A 17,596-nucleotide genomic window follows, 5' to 3' on the forward strand; every position below is an offset into this window, starting at 1 on the left:
CGGAGAGCGAAGCCGAATCGGAAAATCAGCGCCGAACCCGGTCGGTCGGTTACGCGTCGTCGACGACCCAGCGGTCGGAGTACGTCGTGCCGCAGGTACATTTGGCGTAGGCGTGGACCACGTCGCCGTCCTCGTAGATGCCGCCGACCTCCTCGTTTTGCTCCTCGGCGAAGGAGAAGATGAACTTCACCTCGTGGTTCTCCTCGGCGGCCGCCTCGGGGCAGGTGCCGCCGCTCAGGTCGTCGTCGATGTCGCCGTCGTTGCCCATGGCGGTCTGTGCGAACTCCATGGCGTCCATGCCCGTGCCGGCCGCGAAGGCCCGGCGACCGTCGTCGCCGGGGACGACGAGCACGTAGCCGTTTTCGACTTCGACGCCCATGTTCGGGAGTTTGCCCTGGCTGTCGAGGTACTCGTGGGTGAGATAGAGCGCCACGTCGTCGAGGCGCTCGCCTGCGAGGTACTCCGTTACCTTGCTCATACCCCGCCTAGGGCGGTCGGCGCGTAAAAGCGGCGTGTCTCGGAGCCCGACCGGTCACTCGTCGGACAGGCCGAACTGCTCGGCGATGTTCGAAAGCGAGTCGTTCGGCCGCTCGGTGATGCGGTACACCTGTCGGACACCCGGAACCCGGAGGCCGTACTGGTAGCCGTCGTCCAGTTCGTCGAGTTCGACGGCGTCGCCGTCGGCCCGGTCGTGTTCGCGGCACCACTCGACGAGTCGGTTCTCGCCGTCGTTCGGGGTGCGCGCGAGGCGCTTGTTGTCGTACGCGCCGCGAATCACGAGTCCCGAGGCGTCGGCCGAGAGACGGGCGTGGTAGGCGGTGCCGCCGAGGTGGAGGCGGACGAAATCGCCGTCGGCGGCGAGCACGTCGTCGGGGACGCGTAGACAGGGGCGGCGGGTGCCGCCGCTGCGGGCGATGTGCGCGCGGAACGTCTGGACCGACGGATGGTCGGAGGGCAGTTGCTCTGGCACGGGGAAGAGAGGAGTGAGACGGCGTTATTCGTCGGCTTCTTCGTCGTCGCCCTCGCCGAAGGCGGCGGCGACGTCGCCCTCGCCGGCGACGACCTTCGCGTTAATCTGGACGGTCTCGCCGGAGACCTCGCGGCCGCGGACGGTGACGCGCTTGCGCTCGCCGTCGCGGGACGGCTTGTAGCCGATGCCGTCTTCGGCGAGGATTTCCTTGAGCGCGCCGCCGGGCACGTCGGGGTGCATCGGTCGGCCGGCCTTGTCCGAACCGCCCGTCAGTTCGAGCGTGAAGCCGTCGAGACCGACGGCCGCGCCGTCGACCTCGTCACCGAGGTCGCGGCCGAGGAATCGGTTTGCGTCCTGTCCTTCGACGTCGACTTGGTAGGTCGCACCGGAGTCGGGGTCGGCGACGACGACCATGAATTCTGCCATGCGCGGATGAAAACGGTCGCGGATAAAAAGTACGTCGAAAGCGCGTCTCGGGGCCGCACCCACCGAATCGGGGTGAAACGGCCGAATTCGGCGTCGTCAGGGGGAACCACCCACCCAGACAACAGTTAACTTGGAACACGACATAACTCGAAACATGAGCAACGATATCGTCACGCGGGGGCCCACAGCCCTCGTCACGGCGGAATCACGGGAGTTGGTGGCGGCCCGACCGCGGGAACTCGTGAAGCGACCAACGACGGCGCTGGTCGAACGTAGAACCGAGGCGCTCGCGACGCGGCGAACCGACGCCTTGGTCAGAGTCGAACCGACCTCCCTCGTGAAGCGGACCCGGCGCGAGTGTCCAACCTGCGGCTCCCGGTCTGTGGAAGGCGCTCACCAACGAGTCTGTCAGGAGTGCGGTGGGTCACTTCAGAGCCCCGACGCGACGTGGGAGTGAGACGGGGTCGGAAGGACGGCGTTACCACCCATCGATGTCGCTCTCGTCGGGGCGTCCCCGCGAGCGGCGTTCCCGTCAGGGCCCCCGTCACCCGTCAGCCGCTATTCTCGAGGCGGACCGCGATTGGACCCCCGCAGCGCACGAAGCAGCGACCGCAGTAGCCCTCGGTTCACGTCCGACGAGCCGTAGACGTTGACTGTGTCGACGCCCGCGTAGCCGTGGTTCCCCGACTCGTCTCGCTCCCAGTAGAGCCAGGCGGCTTCCTCGCCGCCATCAAGTCCGGTGTCGTCAACCGGGAACTCCAGTACGAGTGCGTCCGTCTCGGTGCCGTGGCCGCCCCCTATCGTGGTTCGTTCGCCGTCACCGACGGGCCGGGCACCGTCGCCGCGTTCGAGCGCGTTCTTCGAGCCGAATCGGTAGCGGCTCGCCTCCTCCGCGGGGTCGAACGTCTCGCGTTCACCGTCGCCGTTGAGGAACTCGGTCCGCTTGACAGCGACGGAGACGGTCTTGTGAACGTCCAAGTCAAGGTAGTTGTCCGCGTTCTCGGGCTGGATATCGATGTCGAGTTCGAGCGGGAAGTGCGCGGCTGCGACGCCGCTGAAGGCGGGAAGACCTACGAGCGCGGTTGCGGCTCCGGCAGTTCCTTTGAGGACGCGGCGACGAGTCAACGCGGTGCTGGCTGGGTCAGTCGGCATCGGATACTGGTCATTTCCGTGTTTGAATAACAATATTGGTGCGTTCAACTAAATTGAATGTGGAGTTCATTTAGTGAAATGGACTACTTCTCAATAAAGACTGAACCGTCCGGAAACCAGCAAGCCAAGCGGCGTACTCGGGCAGCCACTGTTCGTGTCATTCGGTTTCGCCTTCAGCCTCCTCGATAGACTCCCAGAGCGAACACCAGTCTTCGGGGTCGACGTAGCCCTCGACCTTCGCGCAGGCACCGAAGCCGTCGCCGTTCTTGTCCGGGATGTACTCCGCGCAGTTACCGCAGTCTCGTCCGGCTTCGGTGAGCCCCGCCTCGACGGCGTCGTCCGCCTCCTGGAACTTGACCGCCTCCTTCGTGAACAGGTCGTCGGGGTTCCGCCGCTCGTTCGCCTGCGAGAGCGCCGCCCGGTAGGCCTCCGGAACCGGGCCGCGTTCGAACTCCTCCGCGGAGACGCCCTCGGGACGCTCCTCGCCGTGGTCGTCGTCCATCGTTTCGGTCGTTGTCGTCTCCGTCTCGGTCTCCTGTTGGCCGCCACCACCGCCGAGGCAGCCAGCGACACCCACTACCGCACCACTTCCCACCAGTTCGAGGAACCGCCGCCTCGTTCGGCCGAATCGCGCCATGACTGAGCGCTACGTCCTCAGACGGTTTTAGTAAGCGCAGCGTTATCGGTGAACATGGTATCTTAATCGCAGCCCCAGCGGGAGGGTAGTCAGAAAACGGGGCGATAACGGCTCAGAACCCGTCTTCCCACCGGAACGTGCCGTTCCGCTGGACGACCTCGCCGTCGACTTCGATGCGCGAGTCCTCGCTCATGTCGGTTATCATGTCCGTGTGGACCGCGGACTGGTTGCCGTCTTCGCCCTCCGGGAGACACGCGCCGTAGGCTCGACCGACCGCGAGGTGGACGGTGTCGCCCATCTTCTCGTCGAAGAGGATGCTGTCGGTAAAGCGGTCGATGCCGCGGTTCATGCCGATGCCGAGTTCACCGAGTCGGCGCGCGCCCTCGTCGGTGTCGAGGATGCCGGCCAGCGCGTCCTCGCCCGCGCCCGCGGAGAAGTCCACGACCTCGCCGCCCTCGAACGTCAGGTGGACGTTCTCGACGCGCTGGCCCTCCAGCGTCATCGGCACGTCGAAAAACACCTCGCCCTCGACGGCGTCCTCGACGGGCGCGGTGAACACCTCGCCCGACGGGAGGTTGTGGGAGTCGTAGGCGACCGACGCCGCGGAGTTGACGGCGATCCGCCCCTCGATGGACATCGTGAGGTCGGTGTCGGCCTTGACGATGCGAACCTCCGAGCCGGCGTCGAGCACGTCTTTCATGTTCGCCATCTCCTCGGCGAGTGCCGACCAGTCGCGGAGAATCGCGTTGTAGACGAAGTCGGCGTACTCCTCGAAGGACATTCCCGCCTGCTGGGCCGCCGCGCGGGTCGGGTGGACCGTCGAGACCCAGTCGGTGTCCATGCGCGCCTCTTTGACCTCGCTCGTGGCGCGGCCGTAGGCCTGGCGCGTCTCGGTCGGTACGTCGGCGGTCGCCGCCGTGTTGCGGGTGCCGCCGAGGAAGAGCACCGAGTCGGCGGCCTCGTAGAGGGCGAGTTCGTGTTCGGGGAGTTCGAAGTCGCCGTCGTGCGCGCGGAGGTACGCCCGCTGGACCTCCTCGGAGGCGTAGGTCGTGACGACGTTCGCGCCGCGCTCGCCGAGGGCGTCGCCGACGGCCACCGCGAGGTCGTGAGCCCCTTCACCGACGGAGACGACCACGTCGTCGCCGGCCTCGATTCGCGCGCTCCAGTCGACGAGCACCGCGGCGTGCTCGTGGATGCGTTCGTCCATACGCGACCCTCGCGCGGGGCGGTGAAAACGTCGGCGGCTGCGGGCGCGAGGCCATCCACCGCGACCTCGACGCGGGGGGGGTTTCGGCGGACGTGCCGAGCGTTACAGAACCCTTATCGCCCGATATTTACCATTCTCTCCCGTGACTTCCATCGCACTCGCCACTTCCGAGGACCTCCCGGGACTCGTCGACGACGACGCCCCGTTCCTCGCGGCGCTCCGGGAGCGAGACGTGTCGGCGGAGCCGGTCGTCTGGTCCGACGAGTCGGTCGACTGGAGCGACTTCGACGCCGTGGTCGTCCGGTCGATTTGGGACTACTACCGGCATCCGAGGGCCTACGCCGCGTGGGTCGACCGCCTCTCCGACGCCGACTGCGCGGTGTGGAACCCGCCGGCGACGCTGGACTGGAACAGCCACAAGTTCTACCTGCGGGACCTCGCCGACGCCGGCGTCTCGACGCTGCCGACCGAGTACGTCGAACGCGGCGGCGACGTGTCTCTCGAAGCCGTCTTCGAGACGCGAGGGTGGGACGAACTCGTCGTCAAGCCCGCCGTGAGCGCGGGCGCATTCGAGACGAGACAGCTGAGCCGCGCGGAGGCCGCCGACGCCCAGCCGTGGGTGGACGACCTCGTCGCGGAGAAGGACGTGCTGGTTCAGGAGTTCGCACCGGACATCGAAGACGGCGAGTGGTCGCTCGTCTTCTTCGGCGACGAGTTCAGCCACGCGGTGGTCAAGCGCCCCGAGCCCGGCGACTACCGCGTCCAAGAGAAACACGGGGGGAGCGTCCACGTCGAGGAGCCGAGCGAGACGCTGCGCGACAACGCCCGGTGCGTCGTCGACGCCGTCTCGGCCCACCTCGGCGGCGACCCGCCGCTGTACGCCCGCGTCGACGGCGTGGAACGCGGCGACGACTTCCTCCTCCTCGAAGTCGAACTCATCGAACCCGAACTGTTCTTCCGGACCGACGACGCCGCCGGCGACCGATTGGCCGAGGCGCTGTTGGCGCGGCTCTGAGCGGGCGGCCGGCTCCGGCGGTATCGCCTCGGCGGACGGCCGCGCACGCGCCAAACCACAACCACTACCACCCCCCGCGGACGATGCCGACGCATGCAACTAGGCGTCATCGGCCTCGGCCGGATGGGGCGCATCGTAGTCGACCGAGTGCTCGATGCCGGGCACGAGGTCGTGGCCTTCGACCTCTCGGCGGAAGCCGTCGCGGCGGCCGCCGACGCGGGTGCCGAACCCGCGGACAGCGTCGCCGACCTCGTCGACCGGCTCGACGACGACAAGCGAATCTGGCTCATGGTCCCCGCGGGCGACGCGGTGGACGCGACGCTCGACGACCTCGACCCGCACCTCGACGGTGACGACGTGGTCGTCGACGGCGGCAACTCACACTTCGAGGAGTCCGTGCGGCGCGCCGAGGCGTGCTCGGCGGCCTACCTCGACTGCGGCACCTCCGGCGGCCCCGCCGGTGCTGACCTCGGCTTTTCGCTCATGGTCGGCGGCCCGCAGTGGGCCTACGACGAACTAACGCCCGTCTTCGACGCCGTGGCGACCGGTCCCGACGGCCACGGCCACATGGGCGACTCCGGCTCCGGCCACTACGTAAAGATGGTCCACAACGGCGTCGAGTACGCGCTGATGCAGGCGTACGGCGAGGGCTTCGAACTGCTCGCCGAGGGTCGCTACGACCTCGACCTCGAATCGGTCGCCAAGACGTGGAACAACGGCGCGGTCATCCGCTCGTGGCTCCTCGAACTCTGCGAGGAGGCGTTCCGCGAGGAGGGCAGCGACCTCGGCGACGTGGACGACCACGTCGCGGGCGGCTCGACCGGCACGTGGACGGTCCAAGAGGCGCTCGAACAGGAGGTTCCGGTCCCGCTCATCTACCAGTCGCTGGCCGAGCGGTTCGGCTCCCGCGCCGACGACCGCTTCTCCCGCCGCCTCGCCAACCGGCTCCGGTACGGCTTCGGCCGCCACGAGGTCGCGCGGAAGGACGACTGACGCGGCCGCGAACTACCGGTCGTGCCCGGCGATGCTCTCGGCGCGCCCGAGACGGGCGCCGTTCTCGCCCCCCGATATTGTGGGAACCCCGGTGAAACCCTCGTCTCGGCGGCGAAATCGACCGCCCGCGGGTGCCGCCACAATCACAATTTCCTTAACCCCTCCCTCCATATCCGCCGGTATGGCAGTCATCAGTCTGGTGGGTGTCGGGGCCGGATTGGTCCTGGTACTCCTCGCCGTCGCCCTGCACTACTCGAAGGGCACCGGCTGGGAGCCGACCGCCGACATCACACAGGAGGTCCTCGAACGCCGCGCGGCGACCGTCGCAGAGACCGACTTCCCCGAGCCGATGAACCGCTCTATCGGGGGCGGCGGCGGCGTCGCCGCGGTCGGTGGCGGCGAAGAGGGCGCTGAACTCGAAGGCGAGGAAGCGGAGGAAGAACCGAGTCCCGCCGACATACCCGAAGACGAAGTCGAGTACTTCGAAGTCGAGTTCGTCAAGCAGGGCGAGACCATCGAGCTGGCGAGCAACGAGACGGTGCTCGACCAGGGCGAAGACGCCGGGATGGACCTCCCCTATGCGTGCCGACAGGGTTCGTGTGTCTCCTGTGCCGCAAAGATTACCGACGGCCCAGCAGAGGAGTACATCACGCACCACACCCAAGAGACCCTCTCCGACGAAGAGATGGACAACGGGTACACGCTCACCTGCGTCGCCTACCCGAAAGCCGACTTCGCCATCGAGACCGGCGAAGCCCCGTAACGCGACGACCGCAACCACCCACCTTTTCTCGCGACGCCATCCGTTCGTGAGCCGTCATCGCCGCTTCTGCGAATAGCTCCCGCATCGTCGGCTGCGGTCGGTTACGTGAGAATCGCTCCCGCCCGCCGCCGACGGTCTCCTCGGGCGACGACGCCTATCGACGCTTTCAAACGGTCTCCGCGTGTCTCACCTGTTCAGTGTCCCTCCCCGAAGGAGGTTCCCTCACCGAAGGCGACCTCAAACGGCCGATGTTCGAACTGGCGTGGCCGATTATCGTCACCGAACTCCTCCAGGTGGCGTACAACCTCGCGGACACCGTCTGGCTCGGCCGGCTCTCGACCGACGCCGTCGCCGCCATCAGCCTCGCGTTTCCGCTCATCTTCCTTCTCATCTCCGTCGGGGGCGGCTTCACCGTCGCCGGCAGCACGCTCGTCGCGCAGTACACCGGCGCGAAAAGCGAGGGCTCCGCCGGGACCGTCGCCGGACAGACGCTCACGTTCATCACCGTCATCGCCGTCGTCGTCGGCGTTATCGGCTTTTTCGCCACCGACGCGATGCTCGGCGTCCTCCCGAGTTCGGAGGCGACCGCCGGACAGGTCATCCCCCTCGCCGGCGACTACATGCGCGTGTTCTTCCTCGGCCTGCCGTTCCTGTTCGGCTTCTTCGTCTTCTCCGCGCTCATGCGCGGTTACGGCAACACCCGCGCCCCGATGGTCGTGATGTTCATCAGCGTCCTCATCAACGTCGTCATCGACCCGGTGTTCATCTTCGGCTTCGACGCCAACCCGCTGTTTTCGATGCTCGGGCAGGAGGGACTGCAGGCCGAACTCTTCGCCGCCACGGGTTTCGACGGCTTCAAAGTCGCCGGCGCGGCGTACGCGACGGTCCTCTCGCGCGCCGTCGCCACCGTCATCGGCATCTACGTCATCTTCGGGACGAGCGCCGGCCCCGACGTACAACTCGCTGACTTCCGCCCGCAGTTCGAGTACATCAAGCAAATCGTCGATATCGGCGTCCCGAGCGCCATCGAGCAGTCCGCCACCGCCCTCGGCTTCATCACCCTCACCGCGATGGTCGTCACCTTCGCCCCCGAAGTCGTCGCCGCGTTCGGCCTCGGCAACCGTCTCACGTCGCTCGTGTTCCTCCCAGCGCTCGGTCTCGGCCGGGCGACCAACACCATCGTCGGCCAGAATCTCGGCGCGGGGAACCCCGACCGCGCCGAGAGCGCCGTCTGGCTCGCCGCCAAGGTCGGCGCGAGCGTCATGCTCGCCACCGGCGTGCTCGCGTACGTCTTCGCCGAACCCGTCGTCGCGTTCTTCCTCCAGACCGGGACCGCCTCGGCCGCCCGAACCATCGACCTCGGCGTCGAGTACATCCGCATCCGCGCTGTCGAGTTCGGCTTCATCGGCGTCCTCCAGGTCGTCCTCGGCGCGTACCGCGGCGCGGGGAACACGAAGACCGCCCTCGGTTTCTCGCTGTTCGCGCTCTGGCTGGGCCGCGTGCCCATCGTCTACCTGCTTTCGTTCCAGTTCGGCTTCGCCGAGACCGGCATCTGGCTCGGAATGGCCGTCGGACAGATTCTCGGCGCGATTGCGGCCACGGCGTGGTTCACCCGCGGGACGTGGAAACACAGCGTCGTCGACGCCGACGCGACCGGAACGTAATCGGCCGCCGGCGCGGGTTCCACAACGGTTTTACGTCGGTGCCGTGTAGCTCTCTCCGCTGAGGGCCCGTAGCTCAGTGGACAGAGTGCTTGGTTCCGGACCAAGATGTCGCGGGTTCAAATCCCGTCGGGTCCGTTCGGCCTTCGGCCTCACTCCCCCGACGACTTCCCGCTCGCTTCGCTCGCGGGAATCCCGTCGGGTGCGTCCAATTTTTTGGCGTTTTCTATATGTAGAAAACGTCCGGCTCACGACTGCTACCGGCTGGTCCTCCACGACGATCTACCGCGTTCTGCAGCGTCTCTCGGGACTCCTCGAAAACGATGGTGGAGTCGTAAGGTGGGTCTCTTCGAAGACCGCGCAGGAAGTGCGCGAGCTGGTGAGCATCGCGGACGACGTGGTGGACTCGGTCGCCGGTCGGATCGAGAACGTACTGAACGTCGACCCCCGCGACCTGGAGCGGTCTGGTCGTGCGCTGCAGAACTGGCTGAACCGCTACGGCGCGGAAGTCGTCGCCGGGATGGACGACCGAGACGACCGCGTACGGATTCGTATCCGGACGGTGCTCACTCAGTCGAAGAACTCCACGGCGACCGGCGAGTACCTGCCCGACGTGCTCGAGGAGGGATACAGCGCGTGGTGTGACGCCGGACTCGACTCTCGGCGGTTCCTCAACGCGATTGTGACCTATGACCGGGCGTACGGCCCCGTGCAGAGCACGGTCGCTCGGAAGCACCTGTAGCCGGTGGCCTCCTGAGTGGCAACGCTCTCGGTCGGTTCCTTCTTTTATATACTACTCACCGATTTTGGGCTGAACCCTGTTTTCGGGTGGAGCCTCGATTCCCCATGAGCGGCCGCGCTCAGGGAGATCGAGCGGGTACTGTCCCGCTCGGCGGGAAAGCCCCCTTAGGGAGTGTGACTAACGTCACAACTGTGGAAAAATAACCCTCCGCCTCCGCACCTCCAGGTGATGCACGCGAAGAGGGGCTCGAAACGTCACGCCTAGTCGGGCGACGCGTAGCGTCCCATTTATGTCCAATTACTGTAGACTCGGGTGTAGTGAGCGACGAACTCCCCACCGCCAAAGAGATCTTAACGACTCACGAGCTTGTGGAAGAGCATTGGGATCTCAAATATCGTGGGACGCGCGTCGCTGCCCCGAGGTTGAAATTCAAACGGCTACTCAGAAGGGTCTCAGAGTCCGAACCGGTATACCCCCGTGCCGCTGCACTTCTGCGCGAAATCGCAACGGAACACTACTTCGAAGACGGAAACAAGCGGACTGCATGGCTGACGATGCGCGACTACCTGGACCGCCATGGGGCGAAGCCAGCAGACACAGGAGAAACCGCGATACAGGTGATGAAGCGAATTCGCCGTTTCGATACCGAAGAACTCGCTATCTGGCTGGAAACAGGAGATCTCGACCACGATAAACTCGAGCCGTGAACCACGGAAAGACTCAAGCCGGTCTACTTCATTGATTTATTCAATCAATGAGTCTCTCTCACTCCGACGAGGAATCCGACGACCACGAAGAGCGGATTGCTCGGTTCATCGAAGAGGACTTCGAGCTGCTCGACGCGCTTCACGAGTAACTCGCGAACGAATTTCCTCACCTGTTTTGAACGGCAGTAGAAGACTGAGCGACAGCTGTTTCCAGCACCAGTCGCGTCTCTCAGAGTGACCTTTGACCCACGTCAATCTCGCAGTTCCTCGAGCACTCCAACACCCGAAATCGAGTTATCACCGGGGACCGGCCACCACCGGAACCCCACCAAATCGAACCATACTGTAAGTAATTATACGTCGCCAAGGGGGTGTGTGGTGGTGGCCGTTGCTCGAAGTGTACGCGGTCTAGTAATTTCACGGTCTACACCGACCACGGCCTGCATTCGTAATGGGTGACTTTGGAGATAGAACTAAGTAGGATTGGGTGGCCGGTGAGGTGTCAACAATGGTATTCCGCAAGCTCCGAAACCACGACGGCACTCCGCTTGTTGCACTCGACCGCGACGATCTCGTCCTCGATGGCGTCATCGCTGCCGACGAAGAGGACCGCGAGGACCAGAACATGCACGTCCAGCGACTCGGCAAAGGTGTCTACGTCGTTCGACCGGTGCCGGAGGACGGCCCGATCCAGCCGCTTCATGAGACTGAGCTGGTTCAAGGACTGGTCGGGCAAGAGATTCGCCGGATCGATTGCTCTGAAACTACACTACCCTAAGCCTGTAGAAAGAGATTACAGTTGGTTTACTGCCAGTCCTGGTCTAGTTGTTCGTTTTCGACCAGTCTCTCACCCGTCTTGTTGAGTTGGTATTTATGAGCGACAAAGTGCCAGCCCATGTATCCGTACCCATCGCCCATCTTGAGATCGTCTTCGGAGTCTAAGCGGTTAGTAACCGAGCTGTACATTCCGAGCTTTTCGTATGCCGATTGATTCTCAAGTAGAGCTAGTTCGACCTCAAACGGTTCGACTTCTAAAACGTCAGCAACAATCTCACGGAGCGATGGTGAGTTTCTGTCCTCCTCACCACCATCTGCTGCGAGTTGTGCTGTCTTCTCTCGCTCTCGAATGTCGTTGATGAGTGCCTCGATCTCCTCATCAAGGATGCGATCAATTTCGGTCACATTCTCCTCGAAAGACCAGAACGCCTTGTCCAGCCTTTTGTTGAGAACGAATTTCCCACCAGAATCATCTACACTAACGACATCCGTCTCGGAAAGGTTGCTCATTACTGAGTCAACATCGTGGCTCAGTTTGATGTTAGTCCACTCTTCAATCTCAGACTTCGCTACTTCGTTGCCACTAGATTCAACGAAGTCTCTCTTGTACAACTGTATTGCACACGTGATTTGGTCACCAACCGTGGGGGTATACCCTTGGTTTATATCGTGATCTCGAATTCGTGCTGCTAGTCGGTCGTATTTTGCGGTCAATTTGTTAGGGGTTTGGGGATATATCTCGCCGACCCAAATCTATATCTGCACTCAGTAAAAGAACTGAATTGTATTCTCCTGAGTGAGGGCTTGGGTTCGGGCGTGCCCGGATCCCGCTGCAACGGGAACCGAGTCCTCCTCGGAAGGCTCAGATGATATTGCGATTTACCTATCTTTCTCGCTAGCTAGCAGCGCACCAACATATATAGTAGTTTCCCTGAATGAACAACACATGTAAGATACACATAATACTGTCACTCTGGATTACATGTTCTGGAAAATAGCCACATCACGGCCTTCAGATGCGTTCTAGCAGTATAATTCCAAGAACATCTAGGGCGGCCTAAAATGGAGGTGGAACAAATATTCCATTATTTGAGACTTATCCGAAGTACCGGGTTCAAATGAGGGTGAGTATATGACGCGCAGGCTGCTCAGAACTAAATCAGACCAGAGATCTAGAAGGCATAGATTTCATCTGACTCCCCGGGATCAGGCGTGAATGTATACGATATCCTCGATGTACGCACTATCAGCAGCGTGAACGAAATTGCTGTGCATAGATTTGGAGCGAACAGTCAAGATCTCCGAGATGATTATCGTCACAGGCATCGAAGTATAAAAAAGATCCACGCTTGTTTACCCAAGAACCACGCAAAACACCCCCCAGTGCATATATTTCGCAGAGAATCCGACTGTCAAAACAATTGTCTAAGCAACTCAAACAGCCGCTCGCGGATTGCAATAACTTCTGATTCAAGCACTTCACCGGACTTGTGATGCGCCATCCACCTTCTTTCTGCCCGGTTCATGCTTTTAATCTTCGATATTGTCTTTTGATCGATTGTAGTATTCGATTTCAGTTCTGAAATTACAGAATTAGCACCCTTAGCGAAATAGTACAGGTTGCCATCTTGTTCTCTACCGATGATATCAACTTCGCAAGCATCTTCCAAATATGCTATTGCAGCCCACTCAATCGCGTGTATATACGAGGTGAGTGCTGGGTGATGTAGGTTGTTTCTCAGACATCCATCACCCTCAGACAGATGTTTAACAGCCTCTGAACCGTACTTGGTATCTTCGAGTTGTTTAATGATACCTGCCTCAAGTTCCGTTAGCGAAATACCTGCTCTCGAGTCTTGTCTTGACTTCAGCTTTGTAATGAATTCCTGTAACTTTTCCAAATTATCGCGGTCTTTTGGGGCGTTGTAGTTGGCAATATTGTAATAAGGAATGACTGGGTTCTCACCAGACATCGTTTCGATTATAATACGATTCCACTTTGCGAAGAACTGCACATGGCTAATTCTCTTTTTAATGTCGTTACGACGGTCGTGGTAGTGACCCTCCTTAAGACTCAGATTAAGTGAATCAGATTCTGCACTATCATCTGGTTTATCTTGGAGAAGAAAGTTGAAGAGTTGCAGAAGTTGCTCCTCTTTGTGCGGTACCAAATATACGTAGACGCTGTATTCTCGGGTCTGGTACCGCTCGTCGTGTTCCGTTCTTGTCTTGACTTCGAAATAAGGCTCCTCGAGATTGACTTCGATATTTACTGATTGAGTCTTCGACGGGTGGTGCTCATAGTATTCGTGATCTGGGATGTACTCTTTTGACTTTAGGAAGAGGCTGGTGGTCATTGATTTGCGTCGCTGTCCTCAGTGATCTCTGATGCATCAACTTGGCCGTTGAGAAATTGAGTACCAAGTTCCGTGAGGCTGTACGTCCCGCTCCCTACGTTTTTCAAAAGCCCATAGTCAGCAAGCTTTCGACATTCTCTGCGAATGTACGACGGATTGTAATTCATCCCACCACCAATCTCGCTTAATCGGTCGCAGATCGCTTTTGGAGGATGGTTCCCATATTCAGAAACGAATTCTAGGATTCTCTCATCAGCCTGTGTCAACCAATCTGCGTGTTTCCGCATTCGGTTCTAACAACGCGCACTAGAATACAAAATTCAGGCGATTTAGGCTCTACCAAACACTATCTGGTTCGAAAAACAAACACACCGTTACAATCATGTAACTATACTCTATTGGTGTGGATACGGAAGCACCTACGCACACCTATCGCTGTTCGATAGGTTTCGCAGAAGCGGACCTCACTGCTGGAACAGCAGGCCCGCCGATAGGCGTGATAAAGCGTCTCGTTGTCCTTCGACGGTCTCGCCGCACGACGTTCGCCGCGGTGCGATCACCGAGTCGCTGAACGACGGCGTCCCGGTCGAGATCGTGAGTGAGCGGATGAACATGTCTGTGGACGTGCTTGACAAGCACTACGACAAGCGCACGCACCGTGAGCGGATGGAGGTTCGTCGTCGCGTTCTTCGGGAGGTGCGGTAATAGGATGTCTCCGGAATTTGGGATGCCAGCAGTACATACTACTTACATTCCGTCGAGTCCATCATTTCCTAAAACTGTATATTTGGTGCTCAGAGACTCCAGAAAGCCACTCACCAATCCAACGAACGAGCTGTCCGCGATTTCATTCGGTGCTCAGGCACACCATTTAGCGAACTAGAAGGTATTCGAATACGTCTCGTCCAAATTTTCATCGGGAGATGCAACTGTGCGTCTGGGTTATTCGCCCATCTTCCATTCACAGACCATGTTCGCACGTTCCGTCACCGGCCATTTCACTCGACAAGCGATGTCGCCAGTACTCGTGTTCTTTGGAACGTCGAAGTAGAGGACACCATTCGTCGTTTCTCCGGGGGCAATCTCACGCGAACCACGAAAGTATGGCATCTCGACTGGTTCACGTAGTCCACGGGCGAACCCACGATTCGAATTCGAATCGACGAACCCGTTGCCTTCGACTTCGAACCAGTCCTTGTCGGGTTCTGAGATGGTCGAATCCGTCGGGTTCCACGCAGTTATCTCGAAGACAGCGAACGAGCGTCTGTCGATCGAACGGTTCTCGAAGCCACCTCCGTTTTCCTCGACCCAAACCGTATCACTGACTATCGGTTTGTCTACCCGAAGTTTGACACCGTTCGGTAGCTCGTGAGAGCTTCCAAACTGTGCCTTCGTGGGAACGACGTGAGTCGTTTTCTCGAACGCGGGAGGCACTGCGATTGTTACGTCTTGAACCCCTTTTGCTGGAAGCGTTTTTTTGATCGTCACCGTCTCTCCGGGTTCGACCGTCGCATCGAGTATGCCGCCCGGTGCGTTCGGCACGTTGCTCCGCACGACAGAGAACCGTTGATTGAACAGCCCAGGGCTTCCGCCTGTATTAGTCACCGACACAGAGAACTCTATTTCGCCACCGTTGACGTGTTCTTCCGGGGCGTCGAGCGACGTGACCTCCATGTCCGGGAGTGAACTCGGGTCAACCGACCCTTCCCAATATGCTTCCACGGTAGACGAACGTGAATCGGAGAGTGATAGACGGAAATCCGTCGAGTCAGCCGGGACCTCGAAGAAAACCCAGCCCAGCGCGGTGGCGTTAGGATGGGCGTCTTCGACTGTTTCATAAAGTGCCCCACCGAACGGGAACGACAGCGTCGGTTCCCCGCCCGGTTTCCCCTTCGGTTTGAGAGGTCGGTACTGGCTCCCACCGGTGATAAGTGCCAGGGAGTCACGAGAAGGGAGGTCGACGACCGATTCACCCGTATTCGTTGCCCGGGCGTCAGCTAAGATCAAAGCGTTACCCTCCTCTGGGCTGATTGTGGTTCCGTCGACCAACCGTGCTGCTCCAGTGAACCGAGCGGATGCAACCACAATGGTAGCACCATCGGGCCGTGAGTACGACTCCCCAACCGGGCGTTGTACTGGTCCACTCGTCGTCGCCTCGGAGGATGGAGATGTGTCCTCCCCGGACGATGCAACGGCCGAATCAGACTTCGTCGTCGTACAACCGGCAGTCGATGCGAGTGCGAGCGAGGTGAGGAACGTTCGACGGTTCATAAACCGGGATGGTCCCGGTTTATGACTTAAACCTTCGCGCCGAAGCGGCCTACTCGAACACGTCGAACACGTCGACCGCCTTGTACTCTCGGCCCCACTCGGCCCCGGTCACTTCTTCGATGAGACCGGCGTCTTCGAGGTTCTCGATGACGTTGTACGCAGTTCCACGTGATACGTCGAGTTCCCGGACGATGTCGTTCGCCGTGAAGTACGGGATTTCGAGCAATTTGCGGGCGAACTGGTCTGTCGACGTGTTTCCGGCGTAGTCCGTCTCGTACCTCGACTGCAGTTCTTTGAGTGCCCACGTGCGGTCGTACGACTCTTCGGCCTGCGACCGGAGCGCTTCGAGGAAGAAGTCGATCCACTCGACCCATTCACCCTGCTCGCTCACGGCGCGCATCTTCTCGACGTACTCGACCTTGTTCCGGTTGAAGTAGGCACTCGGATAGATGTACGGACTCTCGATGTAGCCTTGGTCAACCAGATAGAGGATGATGACGAGTCTGCCGAGACGACCGTTCCCATCCGAAAACGGGTGGACCGTCTCGAAGAAGTAGTGGATAATCGCGGCGTCGACGAGTGAGTGGTACTCACCGTCCGACTCGACGTACTCGACGAGCGAAGACATGAGGTCATCGAGAGACGACGCCGACGGAGGAATAAACGGGTCTTTGGCTGGGTTTGGACTATCGAGCCGGACCATGTGGTCACGGAACTCTCCGACGACATCGCCCTCGTTACGGACACCATCGAGAAGCATCTCGTGAAGATGTGTAATCAAATCGAGCGTGAGTTCGCCCCCGCCTTCGACGTGGTCGATACCGTACAGAAGCGCCTCCTCGTAGTTCAGGGCCTCACGCAAGTCCTTGCTTTGTTCCTCTGCATCGGCGCTGTCTTCGTGTTTCGTGTGGAACGCGGCGACGTCCTGATAATCGACTTCTGCGCCCTCGATTCGGGCCGACTCGACTGCCTCGATTCGGATGAGCGTCGTATAGAGGACGGCAGCGAAATCGACCGTCGAACTGATGCCATCGACACGGCCAATCTGGTAGGCTGCGTCGGCGACGAGGTCGTGTGTCTCGTCGGGGAGTTCGATTTTCGGCTCTGGAGGAAGCGGGTCTAGTGAGTAGTACGGACGCGGATGGTACTCGACGTATTTCCCCGGTACCTCCTTTGGGAGCTTCTTCGTCCGCATTTTCATCCAATACTGGGCGCCAGCATGTATAACTACGGATATACCAATTGAACAAGATTGGGAAACGAGACGCAGCATGTACAGAGCAACCCGGAGAATTTGGAATAGTAGTCAGTGATCCCAGATTTTGTGAAACTACTATTTAAACTACTGAACAAGAAAACGTGTTCGAGTCACCGTTGTCTACTAGCAAGGAGACGGTTTGACAACGAATCGTTCTGTCCGGGAGATAAATGCCGACGTTCAGATTTCGAACGGAATGAAGCCAAAAATGAGACTTGTTGACCACGCTGAAAAATGCGCCGTACAGACCCTCAATCCACTGAAATCTAGACTCCGTCCATTCACCGTACGAAAGCCCGTCGGGTCCGTTCGGCCTTCGGCCTCACTCCCCCGACGACTTCCCGCTCGCTTCGCTCGCGGGAATCCCGTCGGGTCCGTTTTGTGCCGTTTCGTGTGAACGAGAGGGCTCACCTTGTACCGAACCACCCAACTCTGGTCGGATGCTCACTGCACGCTACCCCCGCCGATAGCCATCAAACGACGGGTTCCGTCGACCACACGGAAACGTGTCGGAAGTTAAATAATTGGCTGTCGAAATCCTACAAATACCACAATATATCGGTTTTAGAGAGAAATTCTCCCGGTAGCAGAATCAACGCTGATAAACGAGCGGCAATTCATTTCACCCCGAAGTCGAAGGGGAGGGGTATGGGAACGCCG

The 17,596-nt window shown here is 60.3% G+C and carries 18 protein-coding genes and 1 tRNA gene; 8 read left to right on the top strand and 11 right to left on the bottom strand.

Going from position 1 to position 17,596, the window contains the following annotated elements:
- Positions 1 to 49: 49 nt before the first annotated feature.
- The 6 genes from ACSR87_RS07040 to ACSR87_RS07065 all read right to left on the bottom strand — a co-directional run bounded on the left by ACSR87_RS07040 (position 50) and on the right by ACSR87_RS07065 (position 4,392).
- Positions 50 to 478, bottom strand: coding sequence for a DUF5807 family protein (locus ACSR87_RS07040; protein ID WP_498529978.1), 429 nt, complete (start codon positions 476 to 478; stop codon positions 50 to 52).
- Between the two features lie 54 nt (positions 479 to 532).
- Entirely contained in the window at positions 533 to 970 is a 438-nt protein-coding gene (locus tag ACSR87_RS07045) for a DUF7112 family protein (protein WP_498529979.1), read from the bottom strand.
- Between the two features lie 24 nt (positions 971 to 994).
- Positions 995 to 1,396, bottom strand: coding sequence for a 30S ribosomal protein S6e (locus tag ACSR87_RS07050; RefSeq protein WP_498529980.1), 402 nt, complete (start codon positions 1,394 to 1,396; stop codon positions 995 to 997).
- Between the two features lie 558 nt (positions 1,397 to 1,954).
- Positions 1,955 to 2,548 (bottom strand): hypothetical protein, encoded by a 594-nt coding sequence (locus ACSR87_RS07055; protein ID WP_498529981.1) that lies wholly within the window; start codon positions 2,546 to 2,548, stop codon positions 1,955 to 1,957.
- Positions 2,549 to 2,705: 157 nt separating this feature from the next.
- The gene (locus ACSR87_RS07060; protein WP_498529982.1) at positions 2,706 to 3,185 is read right to left on the bottom strand and encodes a high-potential iron-sulfur protein; all 480 of its coding nucleotides are present in this window, start codon (positions 3,183 to 3,185) and stop codon (positions 2,706 to 2,708) included.
- Positions 3,186 to 3,297: 112 nt separating this feature from the next.
- Positions 3,298 to 4,392, bottom strand: a complete 1,095-nt coding sequence (locus ACSR87_RS07065) for an aminopeptidase (RefSeq protein WP_498529983.1) — start codon at positions 4,390 to 4,392, stop codon at positions 3,298 to 3,300.
- 142 nt (positions 4,393 to 4,534) lie between these two features.
- Here ACSR87_RS07065 and ACSR87_RS07070 point away from each other — a divergent pair, with 142 nt between their 5' ends.
- From ACSR87_RS07070 to ACSR87_RS07105, 8 genes are all read left to right on the top strand, one after another.
- Positions 4,535 to 5,407 (top strand): ATP-grasp domain-containing protein, encoded by an 873-nt coding sequence (locus tag ACSR87_RS07070; RefSeq protein WP_498529984.1) that lies wholly within the window; start codon positions 4,535 to 4,537, stop codon positions 5,405 to 5,407.
- A gap of 93 nt (positions 5,408 to 5,500) precedes the next feature.
- Positions 5,501 to 6,400, top strand: coding sequence for a phosphogluconate dehydrogenase (NAD(+)-dependent, decarboxylating) (gene gnd / locus ACSR87_RS07075; RefSeq protein WP_498529985.1), 900 nt, complete (start codon positions 5,501 to 5,503; stop codon positions 6,398 to 6,400).
- A gap of 181 nt (positions 6,401 to 6,581) precedes the next feature.
- A complete protein-coding gene (locus tag ACSR87_RS07080) occupies positions 6,582 to 7,163 on the top strand; it encodes a 2Fe-2S iron-sulfur cluster-binding protein (protein ID WP_498529986.1) in 582 nt (193 codons plus the stop codon).
- Positions 7,164 to 7,360: 197 nt separating this feature from the next.
- Entirely contained in the window at positions 7,361 to 8,827 is a 1,467-nt protein-coding gene (locus tag ACSR87_RS07085) for an MATE family efflux transporter (RefSeq protein ID WP_498529987.1), read from the top strand.
- Positions 8,828 to 8,889: 62 nt separating this feature from the next.
- Positions 8,890 to 8,962: transfer RNA gene (locus tag ACSR87_RS07090), tRNA-Arg, on the top strand.
- Between the two features lie 241 nt (positions 8,963 to 9,203).
- On the top strand, positions 9,204 to 9,566 hold the full coding sequence (locus tag ACSR87_RS07095; protein WP_498529988.1) for a hypothetical protein: 363 nt from the start codon (positions 9,204 to 9,206) through the stop codon (positions 9,564 to 9,566).
- A gap of 317 nt (positions 9,567 to 9,883) precedes the next feature.
- Positions 9,884 to 10,273 carry a Fic family protein gene (locus ACSR87_RS07100; protein WP_498529989.1) on the top strand — a complete coding sequence of 130 codons (390 nt, stop codon included), beginning with the start codon at positions 9,884 to 9,886 and terminating at the stop codon, positions 10,271 to 10,273.
- Between the two features lie 508 nt (positions 10,274 to 10,781).
- Entirely contained in the window at positions 10,782 to 11,051 is a 270-nt protein-coding gene (locus ACSR87_RS07105; protein WP_498529990.1) for a DUF8053 family protein, read from the top strand.
- A 26-nt stretch (positions 11,052 to 11,077) separates the two neighbouring features.
- Here ACSR87_RS07105 and ACSR87_RS07110 read toward each other — a convergent pair whose 3' ends face one another.
- The 5 genes from ACSR87_RS07110 to ACSR87_RS07130 form a co-directional block, all read right to left on the bottom strand.
- Positions 11,078 to 11,560 carry a hypothetical protein gene (locus ACSR87_RS07110; protein ID WP_498529991.1) on the bottom strand — a complete coding sequence of 161 codons (483 nt, stop codon included), beginning with the start codon at positions 11,558 to 11,560 and terminating at the stop codon, positions 11,078 to 11,080.
- 902 nt (positions 11,561 to 12,462) lie between these two features.
- A complete protein-coding gene (locus tag ACSR87_RS07115) occupies positions 12,463 to 13,407 on the bottom strand; it encodes a hypothetical protein (protein ID WP_498529992.1) in 945 nt (314 codons plus the stop codon).
- Positions 13,404 to 13,694 carry a winged helix-turn-helix domain-containing protein gene (locus tag ACSR87_RS07120; RefSeq protein ID WP_498529993.1) on the bottom strand — a complete coding sequence of 97 codons (291 nt, stop codon included), beginning with the start codon at positions 13,692 to 13,694 and terminating at the stop codon, positions 13,404 to 13,406. The genes ACSR87_RS07115 and ACSR87_RS07120 overlap by 4 nt, the downstream gene beginning before the upstream one ends.
- A gap of 655 nt (positions 13,695 to 14,349) precedes the next feature.
- A complete protein-coding gene (locus tag ACSR87_RS07125) occupies positions 14,350 to 15,678 on the bottom strand; it encodes a hypothetical protein (RefSeq protein WP_498529994.1) in 1,329 nt (442 codons plus the stop codon).
- 49 nt (positions 15,679 to 15,727) lie between these two features.
- Positions 15,728 to 16,873: a Fic family protein gene (locus ACSR87_RS07130; RefSeq protein WP_498529995.1), complete on the bottom strand. Its 1,146-nt coding sequence runs from the start codon at positions 16,871 to 16,873 to the stop codon at positions 15,728 to 15,730.
- Positions 16,874 to 17,596: the final 723 nt, after the last annotated feature.

Source organism: Haloferax sp. SDI50 (assembly GCF_059802635.1).

Bases quoted from the DNA above. Each gene is read 5' to 3' on its own strand.
- ACSR87_RS07080 (WP_498529986.1), top strand. From the start codon at position 6,582: ATGGCAGTCATCAGTCTGGTGGGTGTCGGGGCCGGATTGGTCCTGGTA.
- ACSR87_RS07125 (WP_498529994.1), bottom strand. From the start codon at position 15,678: ATGAACCGTCGAACGTTCCTCACCTCGCTCGCACTCGCATCGACTGCC.
- ACSR87_RS07055 (WP_498529981.1), bottom strand. From the start codon at position 2,548: ATGCCGACTGACCCAGCCAGCACCGCGTTGACTCGTCGCCGCGTCCTC.
- ACSR87_RS07130 (WP_498529995.1), bottom strand. From the start codon at position 16,873: ATGCGGACGAAGAAGCTCCCAAAGGAGGTACCGGGGAAATACGTCGAG.
- ACSR87_RS07120 (WP_498529993.1), bottom strand. From the start codon at position 13,694: ATGCGGAAACACGCAGATTGGTTGACACAGGCTGATGAGAGAATCCTA.
- gnd (WP_498529985.1), top strand. From the start codon at position 5,501: ATGCAACTAGGCGTCATCGGCCTCGGCCGGATGGGGCGCATCGTAGTC.
- ACSR87_RS07060 (WP_498529982.1), bottom strand. From the start codon at position 3,185: ATGGCGCGATTCGGCCGAACGAGGCGGCGGTTCCTCGAACTGGTGGGA.
- ACSR87_RS07065 (WP_498529983.1), bottom strand. From the start codon at position 4,392: ATGGACGAACGCATCCACGAGCACGCCGCGGTGCTCGTCGACTGGAGC.
- ACSR87_RS07110 (WP_498529991.1), bottom strand. From the start codon at position 11,560: ATGAGCAACCTTTCCGAGACGGATGTCGTTAGTGTAGATGATTCTGGT.
- ACSR87_RS07105 (WP_498529990.1), top strand. From the start codon at position 10,782: ATGGTATTCCGCAAGCTCCGAAACCACGACGGCACTCCGCTTGTTGCA.
- ACSR87_RS07040 (WP_498529978.1), bottom strand. From the start codon at position 478: ATGAGCAAGGTAACGGAGTACCTCGCAGGCGAGCGCCTCGACGACGTG.
- ACSR87_RS07050 (WP_498529980.1), bottom strand. From the start codon at position 1,396: ATGGCAGAATTCATGGTCGTCGTCGCCGACCCCGACTCCGGTGCGACC.
- ACSR87_RS07115 (WP_498529992.1), bottom strand. From the start codon at position 13,407: ATGACCACCAGCCTCTTCCTAAAGTCAAAAGAGTACATCCCAGATCAC.